Genomic DNA, 19,919 nt, shown 5'->3' with positions numbered 1-19,919 from the left:
TGGAACCGCAGCCCGTCCAAATATTTCCATAATGTAACTTATTGATAATTTGGATGTAGGCGCAAAGTTAAAATGTCATCGGTTTGCGCCGGATAGAAATGTCACCCTTGTGAGCTTGCGGGGGCTGCGCGGAGCCTTCCGCCGCGCGCAGCGCAGCCCCCGCAAGCGGTTCACGTGGTGAAGGGACCCGGCCCCTGTGCACGACGTGTCGGGCGATGTGTGCGGCGCTGACGGGGAGAGGCCTTGGCCTGCTCCTCCTGGGCCCACGCCAGCGCTGCCGACAGCCGCTTGTTATCGACAATCTCGCCCTGGGGCACCCGTTGCAGCTTGTCGAAGGCCCGGAACGGCGCCGGATTGAGGAGATGTTCCAGGCGTCGATTCCGGTTCGGGAGATCGCGGCGCGGCTTGGACGGCATCGCGGGACGATCCACCGTGAGATCAATCGCAATTTTTATCACACAAGTTTCCGGGATCGGTATGGGAACGACTACCGAGGTTATTACTGCATGACGGCGAATGCGCTGGCCAAGCGGCGGCGCCGTTCCAGGCATACCTCGCCGCCACCGCGGTCAACATCAAGCGGCTGGCCGGCGGTCACCGGCCTCCAACCCGCCTAAAGGTCAAGCTTTAGGCGGGTTGGTATAACGTCCGTCCCGCAGACCTGGAAATGCCGCTTGCCCAGGTCGATCGCCAGCAAATATGTCGCCCCCATCATAACCTCCAGTGTGACGCCCGTTGGAAACCAAAATCTGGAAACCAACCGTCCCCAGGTGAAGGGGGCATCCACACCATCAGTTCACTAGTGATTCCTGGCCTGCAACTCGGAAACCATCTTCTCTAGGCCCTCGTTCTTTGCCAGAGAGCAATTAAGGTCCTCCAGAATGGACTGCATGGTGATTTCCAGTTCCCTGAACCTGATCTCTCCACTCTTCTGCAGTTCGTTCAGGGTGTTGACCCGAGCCTCCGCGGAAGCGCGCTCTTCCTGTGCTTGGGACAGAGCACTCTCGAGTTGCTGAGCGCAATCCTTAAGGTTGTCCAGTGCTTCTCGCAGGGACGCCGCCTCCCTGCCCGACGCCTCCAGCTGATCGCGAGAAGTGTCCCGCTCCGCTTGCACCTCGGCGAGGGTAGTCTCCAGCTGGCCGATGCGCGCGCCAAGGGACGCCGCCTCCTTGCCCGACGCCTCCAGCTGATCGCGAGAGCTGTCCCGCTCCGCCCGCACCTCGGCGAGGGCAGTCTCCAGCTGGCTGATGCGCGCGCCAAGGGACGCCGCCTCCTTGCCCGACGCCTCCAGCTGATCGCGGGCGCTGTCCCGCTCCGCCCGCACCTCGGCGAGGGCAGTCTCCAGCTGGCTGATGCGCGCGCCAAGGGACGCCGCCTCCTTGCCCGACGCCTCCAGCTGATCGCGGGCGCTGTCCCGCTCCGCCCGCACCTCGGCGAGGGTAGTCTCCAGCTGGCCGATGCGCGCGCCAAGGGACGCCGCCTCCTTGCCCGACGCCTCCAGCTGATCGCGAGAGCTGTCCCGCTCCGCTTGCACCTCGGCGAGGGTAGTCTCCAGCTGGCCGATGCGCGCGCCAAGGGACGCCGCCTCCTTGCCCGACGCCTCCAGCTGATCGCGAGAGCTGTCCCGCTCCGCTTGCACCTCGGCGAGGGTAGTCTCCAGCTGACCGATGCGCGCACCCAGGGACGCCGCCTCCTTGCCCGACGCCTCCAGCTGATCGCGAGAGCTGTCCCGCTCCGCTTGCACCTCGGCGAGGGTAGTCTCCAGCTGACCGATGCGCGCACCCAGGGACGCCGCCTCCTTGCTCGACGCCTCCAGCTGATCGCGAGAGCTGTCCCGCTCCGCTTGCACCTCGGCGAGGGTAGTCTCCAGCTGACCGATGCGCGCACCCAGGGACGCCGCCTCCTTGCTCGACGCCTCCAGCTGATCGCGGGCGCTGTCCCGCTCCGCCCGCACCTCGGCGAGGGCAGTCTCCAGCTGGCTGATGCGCGCGCCAAGGGACGCCGCCTCCTTGCCCGACGCCTCCAGCTGATCGCGGGCGCTGTCCCGCTCCGCCCGCACCTCGGCGAGGGTAGTCTCCAGCTGACCGATGCGCGCGCCAAGGGACGCCGCCTCCTTGCCCGACGCCTCCAGCTGATCGCGGGCGCTGTCCCGCTCCGCTTGCACCTCGGCGAGGGCAGTCTCCAGCTGGCTGATGCGCGCGCCAAGGGACGCCGCCTCCCTGCCCGACGCCTCCAGCTGATCGCGAGAAGTGTCCCGCTCCGCCCGCACCTCGGCGAGGGCAGTCTCCAGCTGGATGATGCGCGCGCCAAGGGACGCCGCCTCCCTGCCCGACGCCTCCAGCTGATCGCGAGAGCTGTCCCGCTCCGCCCGCACCTCGGCGAGGGCAGTCTCCAGCTGGCCGATGCGCGCGCTAAGCCTTTCGCATTCCGCCGCGGCAGTCTTCATGACGGTGTCCTGCGCCTCGCTCTTCGACTGGAACTCGGCAAGCTTGTCCCGCAGGACAACGATCTCCTGCCAAGCCCCGTCGCGCTGCGCCGCGGTCTCGGAGAGGCGGGACTGGATCTCGGTAAGCTGCGCGCGCAGCTCTGCGACGACCGCATCCCGCTCCGACACCGTATCCTCGGCGATACGGACCGCCGTCTCGGCCGACGGAAGCCGTTCCGCCTTTTGGAAGACCGGCCGGAACGCCCGGGCGAATACGTGGAAGTTCTGGGCGCTGCGACGGAGTTCGGAAGAGATCTCCACGCCGCTCTCGCCATCGACATCCGGCAACCCAGCCAGACAATCGTAGAGCCAGTGGGCGAAGGAGCGCGAGCGGCGCCCGGGACGGGCGCTGCTCATCCATTCCGGATTGAGCCACTCATCGACGGCCAGCATCGCGTTGTCGCGCGGAACGGAGGGAGCACCCAGGAAATGCATCAGGCGGGCCGCATGGGCGCGGTGGTCGTCCAGCCAATGGCCACAGTCGACGCGCACCCAAGGGGTATCGCCGACGTGCTGGAGGAATTCCATGTGAAGGACGGACCACAGCACCAGCGCGTCCTCGCGTGACATGCCGTCGCGCCGATTCAACGACGCCGCGACCTCGTCAGGGTCGCGAGTGACCAAGATGATCCGCGGCTCCAGATGAAGATCCGTACAGACGTCGAGCCACAACGGCAGCAGCCGCATCAGCCGCGGGTCCTTGAGGCCCCAGAGCCGTTGCGGGCTCTCCGGCAACTCGGCCTTCAGCCGATTGACGATCTCGCTCCGAGCGGCCAGGGCGGGGGGATCACGCCACCAACCCGGCGGCAGCGGCGTGAGCGAATCCCACCGGCTGCCGAACGATTTCAGCACCTGGTCGTGCAGTTCCACCAGCGAAAAGCGCTCGTAATACCCCCCCTTGTTGAACTCGTTAGCTTTGAGATCCCCATCGGTCATATCGATACCGAGGCGGTGCAGCACGCCGGCCGTCAACGACGTGCTGCTGCGATGCATGCCCAGCACCACGGGCAGTATCCGGCGCGGTACGGAGTAAAGGGAAGAACCGGGCACCTGTTCCAACCGCGGAACCATGCCACGTTCATTGATAACCTCGTTCATGCTCGCTCCCGCGTGCTCTTCTCGTTCAGGTGCCGTGACAAGGCACACGACCCGCATGTCTTCGTAAGCGGACAGCCGCTTATCCGCCCGTTCGGCGTCGGATCATCGCTGAACGGGCGGATGGATTCCAGTCAAGAATCGAAAGTCTTGTCCTTGCTTCAGGCGTCGGCGGCGTCGGCCAGTGGCGGGGGGTCGCCGGCATTCTGGGGGGTGATCTTCACTGCCGCGTAGGCGGCGGCGTAGCGCAGGCCGTCGGCGTCGCCGGGATAGGCGTCGCCAGCGAGCGTCAGCGTCATCACCGCGATCGGGCGGCGCCCGGCGCGACGGGCCGGCTCGTCCAGGTACCCTGCCAGGGTGACGGCGGCGTTGCGGTCCGCGCGGTTCACCTGAAGGGCCAGAATGTGCCAGTAGGTGGCGTCGATGCCGAAATCGGTCGGGATCGCCTTGCTCAGTGCCATGGGATGCTTCCTTCTCATACCAATCTCCCTTGATCGTGACCGATCCAGGGAGATTTCGTGTTTCCTCAGACGCCGGGCGGGCGCATAAGGCACTCTTGGCTTACGCCGCTACCAAGCGGCGGGCAGGCGGTCGCCGGCCTCCAATCCGCCAAGGGTCAAACCCTCAGCGGATTGGTATTAGTTAACGACGGCAAGCCGGCGGGGAATCCCGCTGGCGTCCTTGATCTCGATGTAACCGGCGACGGCGGCTCCGGCCGCGACCGTAAAAGCGCCGAAGCTGACGACGCCGCTGCCCTGGGGTCGCAAATTGAGGTCAACGTTGCTGTCGGAGCCGATGGCGCGCAGCACCGGACCGGTCCCGGTCTCCCGGGCCTCCGCCGTCAGGTAGTTGGCGGGGGCGGCGGTGTAGGAGGTGGCGGTGAAGACGGGTTTCGCCCCCTGCGCCAGGGTCACCGAGCCCTGGCCCTGGGAGGCGAACCGCACCGGAATATTGGCGTCGCTGCCCGAGGCCGACAGGGACGGCGCGCCCCCGGCCGTGGCCCCGGAGGCGCTCAGCCGGTTCACGGCGCCGCTGGTCGCGGAGACCCGGAACTGCTCGGCACCGCCCCCGAGGAAGCGGTGCGCGCCGCTGCCCTTGGCGGTGTAGGCGATGCCGGTGTTGGTGTCCGCGCCGGAAGCGCTGATGCCGGCCTCGCCGCCGGTCACCGCCCCATTGAAGGTCAGGCCGTTGACCTGATTGACCGCGCGCCGGAAGGTCGCCGTGGCGCCGTTCCCGACACCGCCCAGGGCGACCGTGTCGTCGGTGCCGACCGCGAAGGGCACCCGGCTGGTGGCGCGGTTCCACAGGAAGAAGTCGGTGGTCCCGCTCCCCGCCGAATCCTGCCCGAGGATCCAGCCCGGATCGATCTGGATGGTGCAGCGACGCGAGGTCTCGTGGCTGGTGGGGACGAGGGTGAGGGCGTTGTCGTACTGCCCCGCAGTCCCGTGCCCCACGGCGGCGATGGCGGCCTGCACCGGCCCGTCGAAGCGGGCGGTGCCGGTGAAGGTGGGGGCGTGGCGGGGCGCATAGGGCGACAGGTCGACGGGCGGCACGGTTTGCACCAGCCCGACCGGAAGATGATAGGGCGATTGGGTCATGGCGTGGATCACCCGCAGAAGCCGATGGAAACGGTGCAGTCGGCCTGGGCGATCAGGCCGAGGCTGCCGATGCCCCGCACGTTGCGGGCAGCGGGCGCCAGTTCCGGGGCGGTGCCGTTCAGCAGGTCCGCGTCCGGCAGCGCGGCGGCAGCCCCGTACTGTACCCAGAACGGGCCGGTGGCGCTGAACAGGGCGACGCGGGCGCCGGCGGGAACCGCCACTGTCTTCGCCACGCCGGCGGCAAGCCGCACGGCCATGCGGAAGGCAGGCGGGGCACAGACGGCCGATGGCCGCCCCATCGCGTCGGCTTCGATGATGAAGGGCTGCATTGGGATTTTCATCCTTTGATGTGGGTATGCGAGAGCTTGCGCGGAACGAAGCGAAACGTTCCGGCCGATGGCGCTACCTTAGCTAAGGCAAGGAGATGCAAACTGTCAAGGATTATTTTCCTTTCACCCTGCGAAAATTCCCCTCCCGCCGCTTTTGCGCTTGCGAGCATCTATTCGAGCATGATATAAATAGAGGTCATTGGGCATTTTCAATATAATCGATATTATCTTCTGAATTCTGCACACCAAGCGTTTGAACAAGGTTGGGCTTTGGCTTGTTATGAAACGTTATAAGTATAAAATACCTAGCATAGTCTGCCAGAAAGCGCAGTAAATAGTCTTTTTAGTAAACTGCCGCTTCTAGCTTGACTGATAACTAGAGAGTTGTGAAATGGACGCTGACACCCTGCCGTTTATAACTGCCTTCAATCCTCAATGGTCGCCGATTGTATCGGTAGCTACAGGACAGCTAAAGAGCATGTTGCGCCCGATTCAAGGGAATTCCGCGGCAGGGAGGGATCATTCATATATTTGTTTCGTCTCAGTTGGTAATATGTACCACCTTAGCAAGGCTCATTGTGAAAAGTATCTTAATCAAGAATGGCTGTTCCACAGAACAAGCGATTCTGTAATACAAGATATTGTAGCCAGGAAGTGCCTTCTAGTTCCTGATATGAGCAATGACCGCCTTGCGGTCATGGAAGGCGTCGAAGCTGCCGCGCAGGGTCTTGCCGTCGATGGCCACCGCCGGAGGAATGGCCGCGCCTTCAACCGAGGCTTCGGCAAGCCCGGCGGCATGCTCGCGAAACACGCGCTCCATCTCGTCGGCATCAATGCCATGCAGGATGAACCGCACCGACGAATAGGCCGGAGCCCGGTGCAGCGACACGCCGAACCCGCCGTTCAGGCGGTCCAGATGGGTCCGGATGAATCCGTGAACCTGACGATACGACCGCGCTCCGGCCAGCATCGCCAACACCGTGAACAGCAGGATCGGGGCCAGCGGGTACATCTTTCCCTGACCGCGACGGGGATCGGAAATCTGGGAAAACAGCGACAGCAGCGTGCTCGGCATCGGGGCAACCTTCCGGGATGGTTGCTCCCTATAGATTCAGACAAAAGTCGACAGGGGAATCGTCTTTTTTTGCTCTCCCTCAGGCCGATCCAGCGGTCACGCCATTAGCGTTGAACAGCCCTGCAGGTAAGAGCCGATTACGATCAAACAGGCTCTCACAATGGAGCTTGAAGAGCGTTAGTCTTATTACCTTAATATGGAGTGGAAAATGACCGATCGAACCTCTGAGTACTTTTTACAGCATGATGGATACTGCCCTGTATGCGAGAATGAAGTCAGATTTGTTTCTCAAGCCAAATGGCTTCGGGACTCGTTCAAATGCCCGAAATGCAGCTCCATACCTCGACAGCGCGCCTTGATGAAGGTTATTGTAGATTATTTTCCCGGATGGAGGGGGCTGCACATCCACGAAGGATCCCCAGGCTTCGATAACCTCAGCTCCCGTCTTGCTAGGGAATGCGCAAAATACACTGCATCACAGTATAACCCAAAGCTCGATTTTGGGAGAGTCTATGAGTATAACCATCCATCTCGCACTTATAGCAATGAAAATCTAGAGAGCCAATCATTCCAGGACTCTTCATTCGATATTGTGATTACTCAAGATGTGTTTGAGCACGTCTTCAATCCCGAGAAAGCCATCAGAGAAATTGCCCGGACACTAAAGCCGAACGGAGCAACCATCATGACTGTACCCATAGTCATGAAGACGCAACCCTCCCGCCGACGCGCCTCCCTTATCGAGGGCTCGGTCAATCATTTGATCGAGCCTCCGCAATATCATGGAAACCCAATTGATGGGAACGGGGCGCTCGTTACAATTGACTGGGGGTACGACATTGTCAGCTATTTGCAACATCATTCGGGTCTTTCCTTTTTGATGATCCAGATCGACAATATTGATCTAGGCATCCGTGCGGAACTTATTGAAGTTCTGATCGGTTTCAAACGGCCCATCGCTTCGCTGTGAGCCAGCCAGGCCTACCGGCACCGTTGGCGCGGAGGATATTGGTAGTGAAGGAGCAGGTGCGGGCCAGGATGCCGGGGTTTTTGCGGATCCGCGAGGCATCCTCGTCCATGGTGACGTCACGGTAGTGATGATAGGCCGGGGCGTGCCGTCAGCACAGCCAAATGACCAACTTCAGGCGGTCGAGGTGGAAATCCGTGAAGGATTCGATGCCGCGCTGGAGAGCAGGTCCGGCGACCACGGGCAGGTTCGCGAACAACAGTAGGTGCGTCAGTTGGCATAACTCTCAGGCATCCATCATTCGTAGAAACCTCAGTCAAATCAGTGGTTTAGCGTTGCGGCCAAGCCATTGATTTCCCACAAAGAATCACAAATCAGGGGATGCCTGAGGATTCAGCTTACTTCTTTGTCGTCGTCATCGTCGGCCATTCCGTTCCTTGGAGAGCTTGGCAATAGTGTTCATGAAAACGGCACAGAGTCAGGTATCCTTCACCAGCAGGAAGACATCCTGAGCCAGACTGAAACTATCATGCTTAAAGATGGATAGCGTGTTTGGTAGAATGCGCTCCATCGCCGCGCGCGGGATGAACGTCTCACCATAGGTGGTCGAAGGGGACGAGGAAAGGAAAACAAAATCTCCGCTCCTGAAGCGCTGCAACAGACCGGCGAGATTACCTGCCGAATTGATCACAAGTTCGGAGTAACGGTGGATCTGCTGACCATTTTCCATATTTTCCCGCTCGACAGCGAGGCGGTTGATAAACCGCTCCCCCCAAGTCGTGATGGCGATACAGCCGCCGGGGCGTAGAAGGCGAGAAAACTCTTCCAGCCAGTCCTTTGCAAGGCCTTCTGGAAGATGCGAAAACACGGAGTAGCCGACGATCATGTCGAAGGCGCCGTTCCCGAACACGGTCGGCGGGGTGAAGTTACCCGTCGTTATCGTGATGTAGGGGTTAAGGGCGCGCGCTATGGCCGAGAGGCGCTTGTCCGGTTCAAAGGCGTAGATGTTCTCAATGGGAAAGTCACGGAGGAACGCGCGGGAGATTCTTCCCCATCCACATCCGTAGTCGAGCATCCTTCGATCAAGGCGAGAGAAAATGTCGTGCGGCGTATTCCGTTTAACAAAATTGCGGAAGTCCGTTGCGCCCCTGATAGCGATGTCACCACCAAATCCATGTATGCTCGCTTGGAGTTCATTTGATGGAAACGGCGGGAAAATGCATCCATCTATATTGCTGTTGTTAATAGACTTAACCAGAATTTCCGTCCACTCATGATCGGTAAGTTTGCCAAAATGACGCTCGAACGGGTTTGACCACGGTTCTCCCCGCTGGATCTGTATAAAGAAGCTTTCGATGAGATGATCGAGCATGGTTAGCGCCTTTACAAGTTGCTGATGAGTGCGCCGTCCCTGCCGTAATGGCGCATGCGCCGGTGCGTTGGCTCTATCGCCAAGTCACTCCGTCGGAAGTGAGAGGGCAGCACGATGTTTCCAGGTGTGTGGGGAATCACTTGCAAGTAAGTGCGCCCCTATGTGAATCCCCCCGAAGCAGTTATCTCTCTCTACTTTGCCTGTATCACACATCGGCACGCAAAGCCTATGTTCTTGCGCGCGTAGGAATGCAGCTCGGCGAACCGCGGGAATGCGGCGGCCTTGGTCGGCCAGGGCCAGGAACGTGCAGCCATTGATGTGGAAGTCGGCGGGCGACTTCCGGTCACCGACGACGACGATCCCCGTCTCCCGCGGAATTGCACCCGCCGCGTATCTCATTCCAGGCCGCCCCACAAAGCATCACCATTTTGATTCTATTAGCATATTCAGTGCAGCTTGTCACGCCAACGCTTAGCCATCCGGGAAATCCGGAGTTAGGAAAACCTAGACGCCGCCTCCGATACGACTTAACAGGGGGGGCGGATGCCGGACAGGATCTCGCGCAGGCGTGGCAGCATCAAGCGCCAGTCGAAATCATAGCCGTCGTACAGCGCGCTTTCGGCCGACACTGCATTGGCATCGATGAAGCTGACCGGCTCCATCCCTTCCGAGACGCTGTTCCAGAATCGGCCCTGGGCGAGGTGCGCCCGGTTCGCGTGAGCGACGCCGGCCTTGCCCACCAGCCACGAGTTGATGACCAGGCCCGAACCGACCACGCTGATGTAGGTCGAAACAGCCTCGGCCCACACGAGGCTCTCCTCGAAGCTGCAGCCGATCGTGTCGTGGCGGGCGATGCCCGGAGCCAGCAGTTCTGAAATCTGGTCCCGGACGTCGGCGCTGTCCGTCCACCCGTCGAAGACCACACCGATGTCGCCGAACTCCTCGTGAAGGGTGTTCAGGATCGCAGCATAGCCGTCAACCTGCGAGCGCCAGGCCTTGTTGTGGCTGCGCAGATTGATCCAAACCAGACGATGCCGGGCTCCGGCCTCGGCGATCACAGCGGCCCGCGTCGCCGTGATGGACCGCAGCGCGACGGTCCGCAGCCGCGCCCTGAGCCCGGCGCTGATGCGGAGACCGACGGGGCGCAGCAGCGTCGAAGGGAGGTCCAGGCTGGCGACGGGCATGTCCTGCACCGCAGCGCAGCGCGTCACCGGTAGGCTGGCCAGCTCCGGGAACACGTCCTGCGGCTGAAGCCATGTATTCGGGCCGACCAGAAGGGCATCGACCGACCCCAGGTAGCCGGCCGACAGCAGACGGTCGATCCCGGACATCTCCTGCCAGAAATAATGGCCCATGTTCGGCATACTCCCGAGCACCAGGGAGCAGTGGCCGAGAGGGGCCGCCAGCCGGCGACGGAAAGCATCGGGATACGCAAGGCTGCGCTGGATAAGCGCCTGCATCAACTGGACCATCCACAGGCCGATGCGCTCCTCCCGTTCCGGGGCGTCCAGGAAGACGAGCAGGTTGAGCGACGGGATGCACAGCGCCGCCCGCCTCCCGTGCCATCGGCCCACCAACAGATAGAACACGTGCCGACCGACGAAACGATGGGCAATGTGGTGCGTGTCAAGAAGAAATGAACCTTTCGAGGAAACGAGCGCCCCCGTCTCCGGGCAGACCGCGAGGAACCGGCCGAAGCGGGCAACCGTGCGGATATAGGGAAGCCGCTTGGCATGGGACGAACGCAGGATCGGCTCGGCGCCCGGCCGGTCGTCCAGCTCCATGCCGTCGTTGTTGTCGCCAAAGGCGAGCATCCGGTGCCGCTGCTCCTGGGCGACATCGTCCGAGGCATTACATGCCACGTGCTCCGCGCTCAGCCCGTACTGCCGCAGGCGCTCGCGGTCCACCGCAACCGCCAAGTCGAGCACCACGCAGCTGTCCACCAGGTTGACGGCCTGCCCGGGGGAGCCCGCACCATCCCCATACCCGTGGAATTCCTTAAGGCAGGCGAGGGTTTGGGCAGCGGCCAGTATGTCCATGATCCACCGGATTGGCAGGAGAAACGGCCTGGGCGCAGGCCTCAGGGGGTAAGCGATTCCACTGCGTCGATCCAGGCGTCGAGGAGCGGCATCTCCTCGACGCCGACGACCCCCAGCCGCACCAGGGCCGAATAGCACGCCCTGAGATTGTCGCCATGGTTCTCAGCCCCGGGACGGATGTCGAGGTCAGCCAACGTGCCGGCGATGCGGCTGTTGTTAACGTACCCCGGGATCTCGTCCTCGAAGTCGCGCATCAGATTATGCTCGTTCCGATCCTGGTAGACCGTCGCCGCATGGAAGGACACGCACCAGTCGTTAGCCCACAGGATGCGCTGCACGACGAACGAGCGCCAGATGTCCGTCATGCGGAAGGAGCAATAGGACGGCAGGTACAGCAACGGGAAGGCTTCCGGCCACCAGTGCGTGTTCTGGCTGTTGAACGGGCACCAAGCCCCCGGCGCCAGGACGATGTCGTCGCCGCTGGTGAACTTCACCGGCAGCGGCAGGATCAGCCGGTAGACGGCATCGACGTCAGGGTTGTCGTCGGCCAACCCCTGCTGGACCGGGCAGACGCGCTGCGCACGCCCGTTCGCCGCGGGGGCGGCATCCGGCTGGCGGATCTGGTCCAGCGGCAGGCCGCGCGGCCAGATAAGCGCGTCGGAGAAGTAGGCGTAAGCGTTGATCCAGCCGTTCCGCTCCACCAGCCGGCCGTCGACGGTCTTCGATCTGGGTGTCCAAAAGCTGGGGAACGGGGCGTTGTCGTCGTCGGTGTCGATGATCTGCCGGGCGCCTGTCTTGAGCGCCCACAGATAGCCGATGTTCTTTCGCGCGTAAGAATTAAGGGGCAGCAGTCCGGCGAACCGCGGGAACGCTGCGGCCTGGTCGGCCAGGGCCAGGAACGTGCAGCCATCGAGGTGGAAGTCGGCGGGCGACTTCCGGTCACCGACGACGATTATTCCCGTCTGCCGCGGGATCGCGCCCTCCGCGAATGCCTTCATGCACGCCGTCGGATGATTAATCGACGTGATGACGATTGCGGTGTCGTTCGATTGAGGCTGCATAGTCATGCCCAATGGTTCTGAAATGGCCGCGAGTTAGGAAGAGAGTTTGGATTTCAATCCGTTCTTCTTCAGGAACTCAATGTATTCGAGGCGCCGCCTCGGGTAGAGCGCGTTGAACTGGCTGGCATCGGCCTCCGCCAGCAGCCCCTCGAGCGAAAAGGGCTTCCCGACGGCAGGCTTGAGGCGGGGCAGCCCGATATGCTCGGCCATTTCTTCGGTGCGGGTGTCGTGGGCAATCAAAACGGCGGGAACGCCGTTCGTCATCGCCATGACGTTGCCGTGGAAGCGGCTGCCGAGGGACAGCGTCTTGGTGCGGATGAACGCCGCCCATTCGGCGATGTTGAAGAACGTCTTGCAGCGGGCGCGGATGAACTGCTCGAACTGCTCGTCGGTCGTGGCGGGGTCGATGTCCAGGATATCGCGAATTGCCGCGAGCTGCGACATCGGCGCCTCGCCCAGCCCCCGGTGGAACAGGATCTCAGGAAGCTCGCTCTGAAGGACGTAGTCCACGTCGTGCTTGAGGGCGTAGCGGAACACCTCCCGCTCCACGGCCAGCATCGTTTCGGGATCGAACGAATGCTCCACCACGTTGCGCGAGCCGTTCAGGACCAGCTGGTCGGGAGACGGCAGCCGGTCCGGCAGGGTCATCGCCGGCGGGCACTGAAGCGGATAGAAGGACGGGCACCCGACCACCTGGACGTTCCGGATCCCCATGCGATCCAAGACCTCCGCCGTGAAGGTGCCGCGGACGCCGATGAGCGTCGTGCGTTCCGACGCCACCCTCAAGAACCGCTGCGTCCCCTCCGGAATTTCAATGGCTATGCTGCGGTCCTTGGCCTGGGCGCCGAGGCCGACGACGACGCAGGGCAGACCGGACTTCTCGATGAAGTTGCCGAGATAGCCGAAGTCGAACCTGTGAAAGATGAAGTTCGACGCCGCGATTGCGATCAGGTCGAATTCTTCCCGTGCGCGTTCCGGCGGCGGCAGGGAAAAAAAGAACTGGCTGGCGCCCTCAAGCTGGCTCTCAAGGGCACCACCGATTAACAGATTGCCCGTGTTGTGTCCCGTTGCCTGCAGCGCAGCGTCGCTTAGCATGTCCGGCGTGACGCTGGTGCGTGCCGGCGCGCCGTGAAACAGGATCCGCATGGTCATCGAACGTTCCTAAAATGTTGAAAAATGGCAGAATCGCAAAGCAATTCGTGCCAAATATGAAACTGAATTGAGGTTAATTCATCTCATTCTCAAGCTCGAACTGCACGCCGAGCTTCTTTCGATATTCCGCAGCCTTTTTCCGCGTGCCTCCATTCACCTTGAGGCGCTCGGCCACAAAGTCCTGCATTCGGGTAACTTCGTCAAGGTGTTTGCGCTTGTTGAGGTCGTGGGTGACGCTGCTGGGATGACGGCGGTGGAGGTTGAGGGGCGCGGCGACATAGGAGACCCGGCGGCCGAGCGCCGCAGCCTCTGCGTACAGGCGCCAGTCGCCGGCCACCTTGTAGGTCGTCAGCTCCGGCCCCACGATGGCGAGCGCCGCCCGGAAGGTCGCGGCCGACCACACGACGCCGCTGACGTTGAGCACGGTGTTCTTCACCGCCAGGCAACTCTTGGCGAAGGTCCAGCCGTCCAGCGTGAAATCCTTGCTGAAGCGGCCCGGTGCCTCCTCCTCGCAATAGGGGATGTAGCTCGGCATCACCTTGTTGCCGTCCGGGTCGATGGCGCACGAATCGCTGAAGGCGAAGGCGCTGCGCTCCGGGTCCAACTTGGCGCACAGGGCGGCAAGGAAGACGGGGTCGGCGTCGTCGTCGGCCTCAGCAATCCACAGCAGCTCGCCGGAGGCCATATCGGCCCCCTTGCGCCATTGGGCGAAAACGTTGCCGCTGTTCTCGGCGTTCACCTCAACGGTAATGTCGCGGCGGTTCGCCGCCGCCACGGCGCGCGCCACCGCCACGCTGTCGTCGCTGGAGGCGTCGTCGAGCACCATCACTTCGTAGACCGGATAGGTCTGCGCGAAGATGCTCTCCAGCCGTTCCTCCATGTAGCGGGCGTAGTTGTAGCTCGGCACGACGACGCTGACCTTCTTCAGCGATGGCTGGCCCAGGCGCAACAGTTCGAAGGCGTAATCGCGGTGGCTGAAGCGGGTGCGGCAATAGGCGGCGTTGCCCTCAGCACGCTCCTGCCGGCCGTCCACCGGTAGGGTGGCCAGGGCGTCCAGCGCCGCGGGAAGGTCGCCCGCCGGAACCAGCCGGCCGAAGCGGCCATCCTCCAGCAGCTCGGCGTAGCCGCCGCCGCCCGCGAAGGCCACCACCGGCAGGCCGGCGTTGGCCGCTTCCATGACGACGGTGGGGAACGGGTCCTCGCGCGAGGACAGGTAGAAAAGGTCGGCCGCCGAATACCAGGACGCGACGTCGTCGGTGAAGGCGACCAGCGTCACGTTGGGCGGGCAGTTCTCCCCGTTGGCCCCGGCCAGCCAGATCCTGGCCTGCGGGTCTATGTTGCCGACCCACGCGAAGTGCATGTCGAGCCCGGCGCGCGCCGCGCCGCGAGCGGTCTCCAGAAACAGGTCGAGCCCCTTGCGCAGATCGGCGTACCCGATGTTGACGACGAGCCGGGTGCCATCGCCGAGCCCGAGCTGCCGGCGCGTCCGCTCACGCGCCCCGGCGTCGAACGCCGCCGCGTTATAGAGCCCCTGCGGGTGGACGACGACCTTCGCCGAAGGCGTGCCGACCAGCTCCAGGAAGCGGTCGCGCACGTAGGCACACGCGAAGACCACGGCGTCGGCCATGCGGGCGAGGTTGGCCGCGCTGCCCTCCAGGTGCCGCTCCTGGATGATCCGCGGCAGCTCGTGGACCAGGCCGGTCACATGGTAGCCGAGTTCCTTCAGCATGGGCACGGTGACGCCGGTCACCACCGTGTTCACGACCGCCGAGGAGAACCCCGCCTCCGACAGCAGACCGAAGACGTGCTGCATCTCCTCCAGCGTTGAGCAGACGTGGGTCTGCGCAAGGGCGCGGTACTGGTCCACGAGCTTGCCGCCACCCAGGAGGACGACCGCGACCTCAACGCCGAACTCCCGCGCCAGAATGCGCAGAATGCCCAGCAGGTTGAGCTGCGCGCCGTTCGCGTGCGCATCGTGGCCGACCAGCAGCAGCTTGGTGCGATCACTCGTCTCCCGCCGCCCGTAGACGGCGCGCGCCGTGGCGTTCAGGTAGGCCGCGCCGAAGTGCAGGTCGGGCTCCAGATAGGCGCCTTCGGCCCATTCATTCCAGGCGTTGATGAACACCATCCGCTCGTTGTGGAACGGATTGGCCTTGGCGAAGGCGATGGTACCCTCCAGCCAGCGGCGGTAGCTTTGCGGGGTGGAGCCGTGGTACACCGCGCCGCGCCCCTGGCGGCGGGCATCGTTGTCCCAGGACGGAAACACGGTCTTGATCAGCGGGTAGGGCGGCGCAGGTTCATTCAGGCTGGCGTCCACGATGCCGTCGTATGGGCGGACCTCCCCCGAGAAGAGCGGGTCGTAGATCCTGACCGACGAGACAGCGTTGGGAACCTTCGCAGCCACCTTGTGCGGCGGAAACTCAATGGCGCCGTCCAACCCGTAGGGACGCGGATCGTTGTCGTTGAAAGTCTGAGCCATCAGAATCAACGGGCTCTCGCCGTGCTCGCGGAACATGGTCCGCCAGCGAGCCAGGCGTTCCCGCATGTTCGGGATGATCTGCGCGCGGTAGATGATCAGGACCGGCCGGCCATCAACCCGAATGTAACGGGAATCGCGGAAGTGGCGCAGGAAGGTCTCGATGAGGGCCGGATCGTCCTCCTCCGCGTAGTCCTGGCGGATCAGCACCTCCTGGTCCTGGCCGTCCCAACGCCGGGTCCAGTTCTCGTTCGCCCACAGCAGGCAGAACGGCATGTCGATCTGCGGATTGGCCAGCAGCCGCTCAAGCGGACGCTCCATCAGGCGGTGGCCGTTGAACCAGTAAAAGTAGAAGCAGAAGCCGTGGATGCCGGCTTGGCGGGCCATCGCGACCTGCCGCTCCAGGACGCCTTCCTGCGTCGGGTCGTAGAAACCAAGGTCGCGCGGAATCCGCGGCTGGTAATGGCCGGCGAAGCGGGGCGTCCCCTTTGCTATGTTGGTCCACTCGGTGAAGCCGGAGCCCCACCATTCGTCGTTCTCCGGGAAGGCGTGGAACTGCGGCAGATAAAATGCAATCGCCTTGGCGCGCTCCCGGCCGGCGAGCCCGGCGTGGCTATCGAATTCCTCGAACGCATCGGCCGGCGCGACAAAGCGCCGGATGTCCACGGCCGGGTCGAGGATATTGTCACCCGGGACGGTTTTGTGCCCGGCCGCCCTGCCGATCTCCAGGAAATGCTGGAGGGGATTGGCGTGCGGATCGTTCACCAGATAGAAGGCGCGGTAGAAGGTTGTTCTGAACGACGCGCTGGGGTCGCGGCCTTCCCGATGTCCCCAGTGCATGTAGTGGCGGAACGGATGCGCATCGGACTGCGCGATGTCCGGGTAGGTCGCCAGATAATATTCCGGGTCGAAGTAGGGCGTCGGGGAAATGCCGCGCTCATGCTTGCGTGCGCGGTAGTGGGCGAGGCACGTCTCCACATCGGCATCGACCCCATGGATTGCCCTATACCAAGCAATGTCCATAAGAGCGGATGGTTGCCGGCTTTCCCGGTCGCCAACAACAATATAGTGGAAGAATGGGTTTATCCCGGCTGCCAGCACGTCCGGATTCTGCTCAAGATAATACCGGGTGCTGAAGTCCTCGTTGGGATCCCGCATGTCGCGCCATCCCTGGGAGACGAAGTCGTACAGCGCCTCCTCAGCCGAAGTCAGGCCGAGCGCGGGATACTCGGACAGATACCACTTCGCGTCGAAGAGGTTTGAGTTCTCGATGGTGAACAGGACGGACACCAGTTCGTCAGAAGAATTCGACCCTTGATCGTCGCCCCCCGATACCGTGGCCATCGGCGCTTGTGCAGCGCCCTCTACGGAATGTTCCGCATCGGCACCGTCCGTGGAGTGTTCGGGGTTCGCTTCCGCTTCACCCGTGGCGGTAGACCCGCTGCAGATCTCCCCTCCAAGGCGCCCTTCGCTCTTGCCGTGTCGAAGCCAATGGTGGAAACCCGAAGCAAAGATTCCGTCTTCTACGGCCTGCAACACGTCCAAGTTCATCGCACGATATGCAGATTCGTCAAAATATGCATTCGGATCGAGAGGGGCCACCTTGTTGCCCGCTATATACAAACAAATAATGTCATCTATATTTTGCGTATCGGATACTTCAAACATAGATCCATAATGCGACAAAAAGAAATCGCAGTCTATATGCTGCTTCAGCATATAAATATCGTCAGAATTATAAGAATTTAACCAGTTTTCTACCCTTATGGCATTCGCCAGCACTTTCGTTCTCCTGATATTTATTTGGCGCAGTCCGCTACATCAGCAGTGTATTGCCCACCTGATTGCGACCGGCCGCCCGGTGACCCTGCCGACGGTATCGATCACCTCCCGCACCGAGCAGCCGCGACCGGTGCCCAGGTTTGCGGCCAGACCCTCACCGTCGCCGCGCGGGGCATACAGCGCCAGCGCGTGGGCCTCGGCCAGATCCGACACGTGAACGTAGTCGCGGATGCAGGTCTCGTCGGGGGTGTCGTAATCCGCCCCGAACATCGCGATGTCGGGCCGTTTGCCGTGCGCGGCTTGGAGCACCAGCGGGATGGGGGGCGTCTCGGGCCGGTGGTTCTCGCCCAGTTCGCCATCGGGATCGACGCCGGCGGCGTTGAAGTAGCGCAGGGCATCCTGCACGCCGTTGGACAGGTCGTCGCAGACCACCGGCAGGTCGCCGACCTTCGCCAGGGCCTTGCACGTATGCCCCCCCACGAAGCCCGCGCGTCCGGTGACCAGCACGGCCAGCCTCGTCATCGTTCCGTCTCCAGCCAGACTAAACCGTCAGGGTCGTGGGAACGGCAGGCGCGCACCGTGTCGCTTCTGGGCCCGAGGCACCTTGGGGAGTGCCGTCGGACCATGGCCCGGCAGCCGCCCGAACCGCTCGTCAGAACCCATGCCAACCATGACCAGCTCACCCCTACGTTCCATTGACTCAAGCTTCCACTAAGGCATCTCATATTAGTATCTCTTTTGTATCCTTTTGTGAACCATGAAGTTAACCCGGACTAGTGAACTGATGGTGTGGATGGCCCCTTCACCTGGGGACGGTTGGTTTCCAGATTTTGGTTTCCAGATTTTGGTTTCCAACGGGCGTCACACTGGAGGCGACATATTTGCTGGCGATCGACCTGAGCAAGCGGCATTCGAACCGCAACCTCCGGCGCAATCCCGGGGCGGCCGTCTGAGCGCTGTAAAGATCGGCGACCGCCGCCTCAAGCCAACCCAGATCGAGAACCTTGTCAACCCGAACAAGCACAGGGTCCGCAGGCACCAGATCCCGCAGCGACCCCGACACAAACAGCTCAGGCTGACGACAATCCTTCTGTCCCAACATGGCGATGACTCCCGCGACATCGCTATCGAATCGAAATGTTAGGACTTTTTCAACAAAAACGGGATGTTAGCATCGTACCAACCCGCCGAAAGGTTGACCTTTCGGCGGGTTGGAGGCCGGCGACCGCCGGCCCGCCGCTTGGTAGCGGCGTAAGCCAAGCTGCCGGAGGCAGCACCCGGCGCATGAGGGAACACGAAATCTCCCTGGATCGGTCACGATCAAGGGAGATTGGTATCAGATCAAATCCATGCTTTTACAGGCTGTTCTATACTGCCCCCCCGCCACCAGCCGGCGCACCTGCGCCAGCAATCCGCGCTCATCCAGCAGATAGCCCGGAATGCCCGCAGCGCGGGCGGCCTGCACATCGCTGGGCCGATCCCCGATCAGAAAACTCCGGTCTAAATCGACGGGCCAATGCTGAGCCAGGTCCAGGATCATCCCCGGTGCCGGCTTGCGCCAGGGGTGATCCTGGCGATAGGCCGCGACAGCGGCCTCCGGATGAAAGGGACAATAGCGCCAATCATCAATCCGCGCCCCTGCCTGACGCAACTGGCCTTGCATCCAGTCATGCAGATGCTGGACGGCCGTCTCCGTGTAAAATCCGCGTGCGACGCCAGACTGGTTTGTAACAACAAAGACCAGATAACCGGCATTATTAAGATGACGGAGCGCCTCCACCACGCCATCCTGCCAAATGATCTGGTCGGGCCGATAGGCATAACCAACATCTTGGTTGAGAACGCCGTCGCGGTCCAGGAAGACGGCCGGGCATAGTGATTGACACGTCATCGGCGGCCCCAAGCGCACCCTAGCGCAGCGGAAAGACTGCCGCCTCCGCGGCCAGCCTGTCGGCCAGCCGGGCCAGCGCCGCCGTAATGGATGCCGCCACATCGGCCGGATCGCCACCAGCCAGGGGGACGCTGAAATCCTCCTGCCCGGCCCGTACCGGGCGGTCACCACGCGTGCCCACCAGGGTCCAGCGGGCGGCCAGGCGCAGGGTGCCGTCGGCCTGCGGGTCCAGCGCCGTCAAGTCGATCGACAGATCGGCATCGGGGATGCGGCCATCCCCTTCAATCAACAGATTGCCCGGCCCCAACCGGCTGGCCAGGGCACCTGATAGCACACGGGCGGCCCCGTCGCTCAACCGTTCGGCCCATTCCACCTGGGCCGCCTGGGTGACGCGGCCGCCCTGCACCTGGGTCACCACCGGCAGATTATCCAGATATCCCGGTACGCGCAGCGGGCGCAGCAGCAGCCGGGCCGGCTGGGCCGCCACGGGTGATGCCGCGGGTGCCGCCGGCAACACCACCAGACGCGGCGGTTCAGAGGCGCAGCCCCCCAGCAGCAAACCAGCCAGCAGAACGGGAAGGAAAAGCCGCTTCATCA

At 62.8% G+C, this 19,919-nt stretch carries 16 protein-coding genes and 1 pseudogene; 2 read left to right on the top strand and 15 right to left on the bottom strand.

From position 1 onward, the window contains the following. Nucleotides 1-170: 170 nt before the first annotated feature. Complete coding sequence (locus CHB97_RS26615) at nt 171-416, bottom strand: hypothetical protein (protein WP_200819939.1); 246 nt, start codon at nt 414-416, stop codon at nt 171-173. Between CHB97_RS26615 and CHB97_RS27090 the strand changes: the two genes are divergently transcribed. Then, complete coding sequence (locus tag CHB97_RS27090; RefSeq protein WP_371333051.1) at nt 363-617, top strand: helix-turn-helix domain-containing protein; 255 nt, start codon at nt 363-365, stop codon at nt 615-617. The two genes, CHB97_RS26615 and CHB97_RS27090, sit on opposite strands and share 54 nt — an antisense overlap. A gap of 182 nt (nt 618-799) precedes the next feature. Here the strand turns inward: CHB97_RS27090 and CHB97_RS13230 are convergent, their stop codons facing one another. From CHB97_RS13230 to CHB97_RS13210, 5 genes are all read right to left on the bottom strand, one after another. Beyond that, a complete protein-coding gene (locus CHB97_RS13230; protein ID WP_160105840.1) occupies nt 800-3,583 on the bottom strand; it encodes a hypothetical protein in 2,784 nt (927 codons plus the stop codon). Between the two features lie 158 nt (nt 3,584-3,741). Continuing rightward, entirely contained in the window at nt 3,742-4,041 is a 300-nt protein-coding gene (locus tag CHB97_RS13225) for a hypothetical protein (protein ID WP_089288332.1), read from the bottom strand. Nucleotides 4,042-4,218: 177 nt separating this feature from the next. Further along, the gene (locus CHB97_RS13220) at nt 4,219-5,178 is read right to left on the bottom strand and encodes a hypothetical protein (RefSeq protein WP_089288333.1); all 960 of its coding nucleotides are present in this window, start codon (nt 5,176-5,178) and stop codon (nt 4,219-4,221) included. An 8-nt stretch (nt 5,179-5,186) separates the two neighbouring features. Next, on the bottom strand, nt 5,187-5,507 hold the full coding sequence (locus CHB97_RS13215) for an NAD/NADP transhydrogenase alpha subunit-like protein (RefSeq protein ID WP_244559519.1): 321 nt from the start codon (nt 5,505-5,507) through the stop codon (nt 5,187-5,189). 661 nt (nt 5,508-6,168) lie between these two features. Further along, nucleotides 6,169-6,582, bottom strand: a complete 414-nt coding sequence (locus tag CHB97_RS13210; protein WP_089288334.1) for a transposase family protein — start codon at nt 6,580-6,582, stop codon at nt 6,169-6,171. A gap of 208 nt (nt 6,583-6,790) precedes the next feature. Between CHB97_RS13210 and CHB97_RS13205 the strand changes: the two genes are divergently transcribed. Then, nucleotides 6,791-7,552 (top strand): class I SAM-dependent methyltransferase, encoded by a 762-nt coding sequence (locus CHB97_RS13205; RefSeq protein WP_089288475.1) that lies wholly within the window; start codon nt 6,791-6,793, stop codon nt 7,550-7,552. A 475-nt stretch (nt 7,553-8,027) separates the two neighbouring features. Here the strand turns inward: CHB97_RS13205 and CHB97_RS13200 are convergent, their stop codons facing one another. From CHB97_RS13200 to CHB97_RS13160, 9 genes and pseudogenes are all read right to left on the bottom strand, one after another. Further along, nucleotides 8,028-8,921, bottom strand: a complete 894-nt coding sequence (locus CHB97_RS13200) for a class I SAM-dependent methyltransferase (protein ID WP_089288335.1) — start codon at nt 8,919-8,921, stop codon at nt 8,028-8,030. A 527-nt stretch (nt 8,922-9,448) separates the two neighbouring features. After that, nucleotides 9,449-10,960 carry a hypothetical protein gene (locus CHB97_RS13195; RefSeq protein WP_089288336.1) on the bottom strand — a complete coding sequence of 504 codons (1,512 nt, stop codon included), beginning with the start codon at nt 10,958-10,960 and terminating at the stop codon, nt 9,449-9,451. 41 nt (nt 10,961-11,001) lie between these two features. Beyond that, entirely contained in the window at nt 11,002-12,027 is a 1,026-nt protein-coding gene (locus tag CHB97_RS13190) for an STELLO glycosyltransferase family protein (RefSeq protein ID WP_089288337.1), read from the bottom strand. Between the two features lie 27 nt (nt 12,028-12,054). Beyond that, entirely contained in the window at nt 12,055-13,173 is a 1,119-nt protein-coding gene (locus CHB97_RS13185; protein ID WP_089288338.1) for a polysaccharide pyruvyl transferase family protein, read from the bottom strand. Nucleotides 13,174-13,246: 73 nt separating this feature from the next. Continuing rightward, on the bottom strand, nt 13,247-17,431 hold the full coding sequence (locus CHB97_RS13180; RefSeq protein WP_143270863.1) for a glycoside hydrolase family 99-like domain-containing protein: 4,185 nt from the start codon (nt 17,429-17,431) through the stop codon (nt 13,247-13,249). A 39-nt stretch (nt 17,432-17,470) separates the two neighbouring features. Further along, nucleotides 17,471-17,953, bottom strand: coding sequence for an NAD-dependent epimerase/dehydratase family protein (locus CHB97_RS13175; RefSeq protein ID WP_089288340.1), 483 nt, complete (start codon nt 17,951-17,953; stop codon nt 17,471-17,473). Nucleotides 17,954-18,330: 377 nt separating this feature from the next. Then, nucleotides 18,331-18,533: pseudogene (locus CHB97_RS13170) on the bottom strand (IS5/IS1182 family transposase); the annotation flags it as partial. Nucleotides 18,534-18,767: 234 nt separating this feature from the next. Then, a complete protein-coding gene (locus CHB97_RS13165; protein WP_089288342.1) occupies nt 18,768-19,322 on the bottom strand; it encodes an HAD family hydrolase in 555 nt (184 codons plus the stop codon). Between the two features lie 19 nt (nt 19,323-19,341). Further along, on the bottom strand, nt 19,342-19,917 hold the full coding sequence (locus tag CHB97_RS13160; protein WP_160105838.1) for a membrane integrity-associated transporter subunit PqiC: 576 nt from the start codon (nt 19,915-19,917) through the stop codon (nt 19,342-19,344). Nucleotides 19,918-19,919: the final 2 nt, after the last annotated feature.

Origin of the sequence: Azospirillum sp. RU38E (assembly GCF_900188385.1) — a bacterium.
In the GTDB taxonomy this organism is placed as follows: domain Bacteria; phylum Pseudomonadota; class Alphaproteobacteria; order Azospirillales; family Azospirillaceae; genus Niveispirillum.
This window is presented reverse-complemented; position numbering and strand designations above follow the sequence as displayed.

Coding starts and splice junctions, on each gene's coding strand:
- CHB97_RS27090 (WP_371333051.1), top strand. CDS start 363: ATGTTCCAGGCGTCGATTCCGGTTCGGGAGATCGCGGCGCGGCTTGGA.
- CHB97_RS26615 (WP_200819939.1), bottom strand. CDS start 416: ATGCCGTCCAAGCCGCGCCGCGATCTCCCGAACCGGAATCGACGCCTG.
- CHB97_RS13230 (WP_160105840.1), bottom strand. CDS start 3,583: ATGAACGAGGTTATCAATGAACGTGGCATGGTTCCGCGGTTGGAACAG.
- CHB97_RS13225 (WP_089288332.1), bottom strand. CDS start 4,041: ATGGCACTGAGCAAGGCGATCCCGACCGATTTCGGCATCGACGCCACC.
- CHB97_RS13220 (WP_089288333.1), bottom strand. CDS start 5,178: ATGACCCAATCGCCCTATCATCTTCCGGTCGGGCTGGTGCAAACCGTG.
- CHB97_RS13215 (WP_244559519.1), bottom strand. CDS start 5,507: ATGCAGCCCTTCATCATCGAAGCCGACGCGATGGGGCGGCCATCGGCC.
- CHB97_RS13210 (WP_089288334.1), bottom strand. CDS start 6,582: ATGCCGAGCACGCTGCTGTCGCTGTTTTCCCAGATTTCCGATCCCCGT.
- CHB97_RS13205 (WP_089288475.1), top strand. CDS start 6,791: ATGACCGATCGAACCTCTGAGTACTTTTTACAGCATGATGGATACTGC.
- CHB97_RS13200 (WP_089288335.1), bottom strand. CDS start 8,921: ATGCTCGATCATCTCATCGAAAGCTTCTTTATACAGATCCAGCGGGGA.
- CHB97_RS13195 (WP_089288336.1), bottom strand. CDS start 10,960: ATGGACATACTGGCCGCTGCCCAAACCCTCGCCTGCCTTAAGGAATTC.
- CHB97_RS13190 (WP_089288337.1), bottom strand. CDS start 12,027: ATGACTATGCAGCCTCAATCGAACGACACCGCAATCGTCATCACGTCG.
- CHB97_RS13185 (WP_089288338.1), bottom strand. CDS start 13,173: ATGACCATGCGGATCCTGTTTCACGGCGCGCCGGCACGCACCAGCGTC.
- CHB97_RS13175 (WP_089288340.1), bottom strand. CDS start 17,953: ATGACGAGGCTGGCCGTGCTGGTCACCGGACGCGCGGGCTTCGTGGGG.
- CHB97_RS13165 (WP_089288342.1), bottom strand. CDS start 19,322: ATGACGTGTCAATCACTATGCCCGGCCGTCTTCCTGGACCGCGACGGC.
- CHB97_RS13160 (WP_160105838.1), bottom strand. CDS start 19,917: ATGAAGCGGCTTTTCCTTCCCGTTCTGCTGGCTGGTTTGCTGCTGGGG.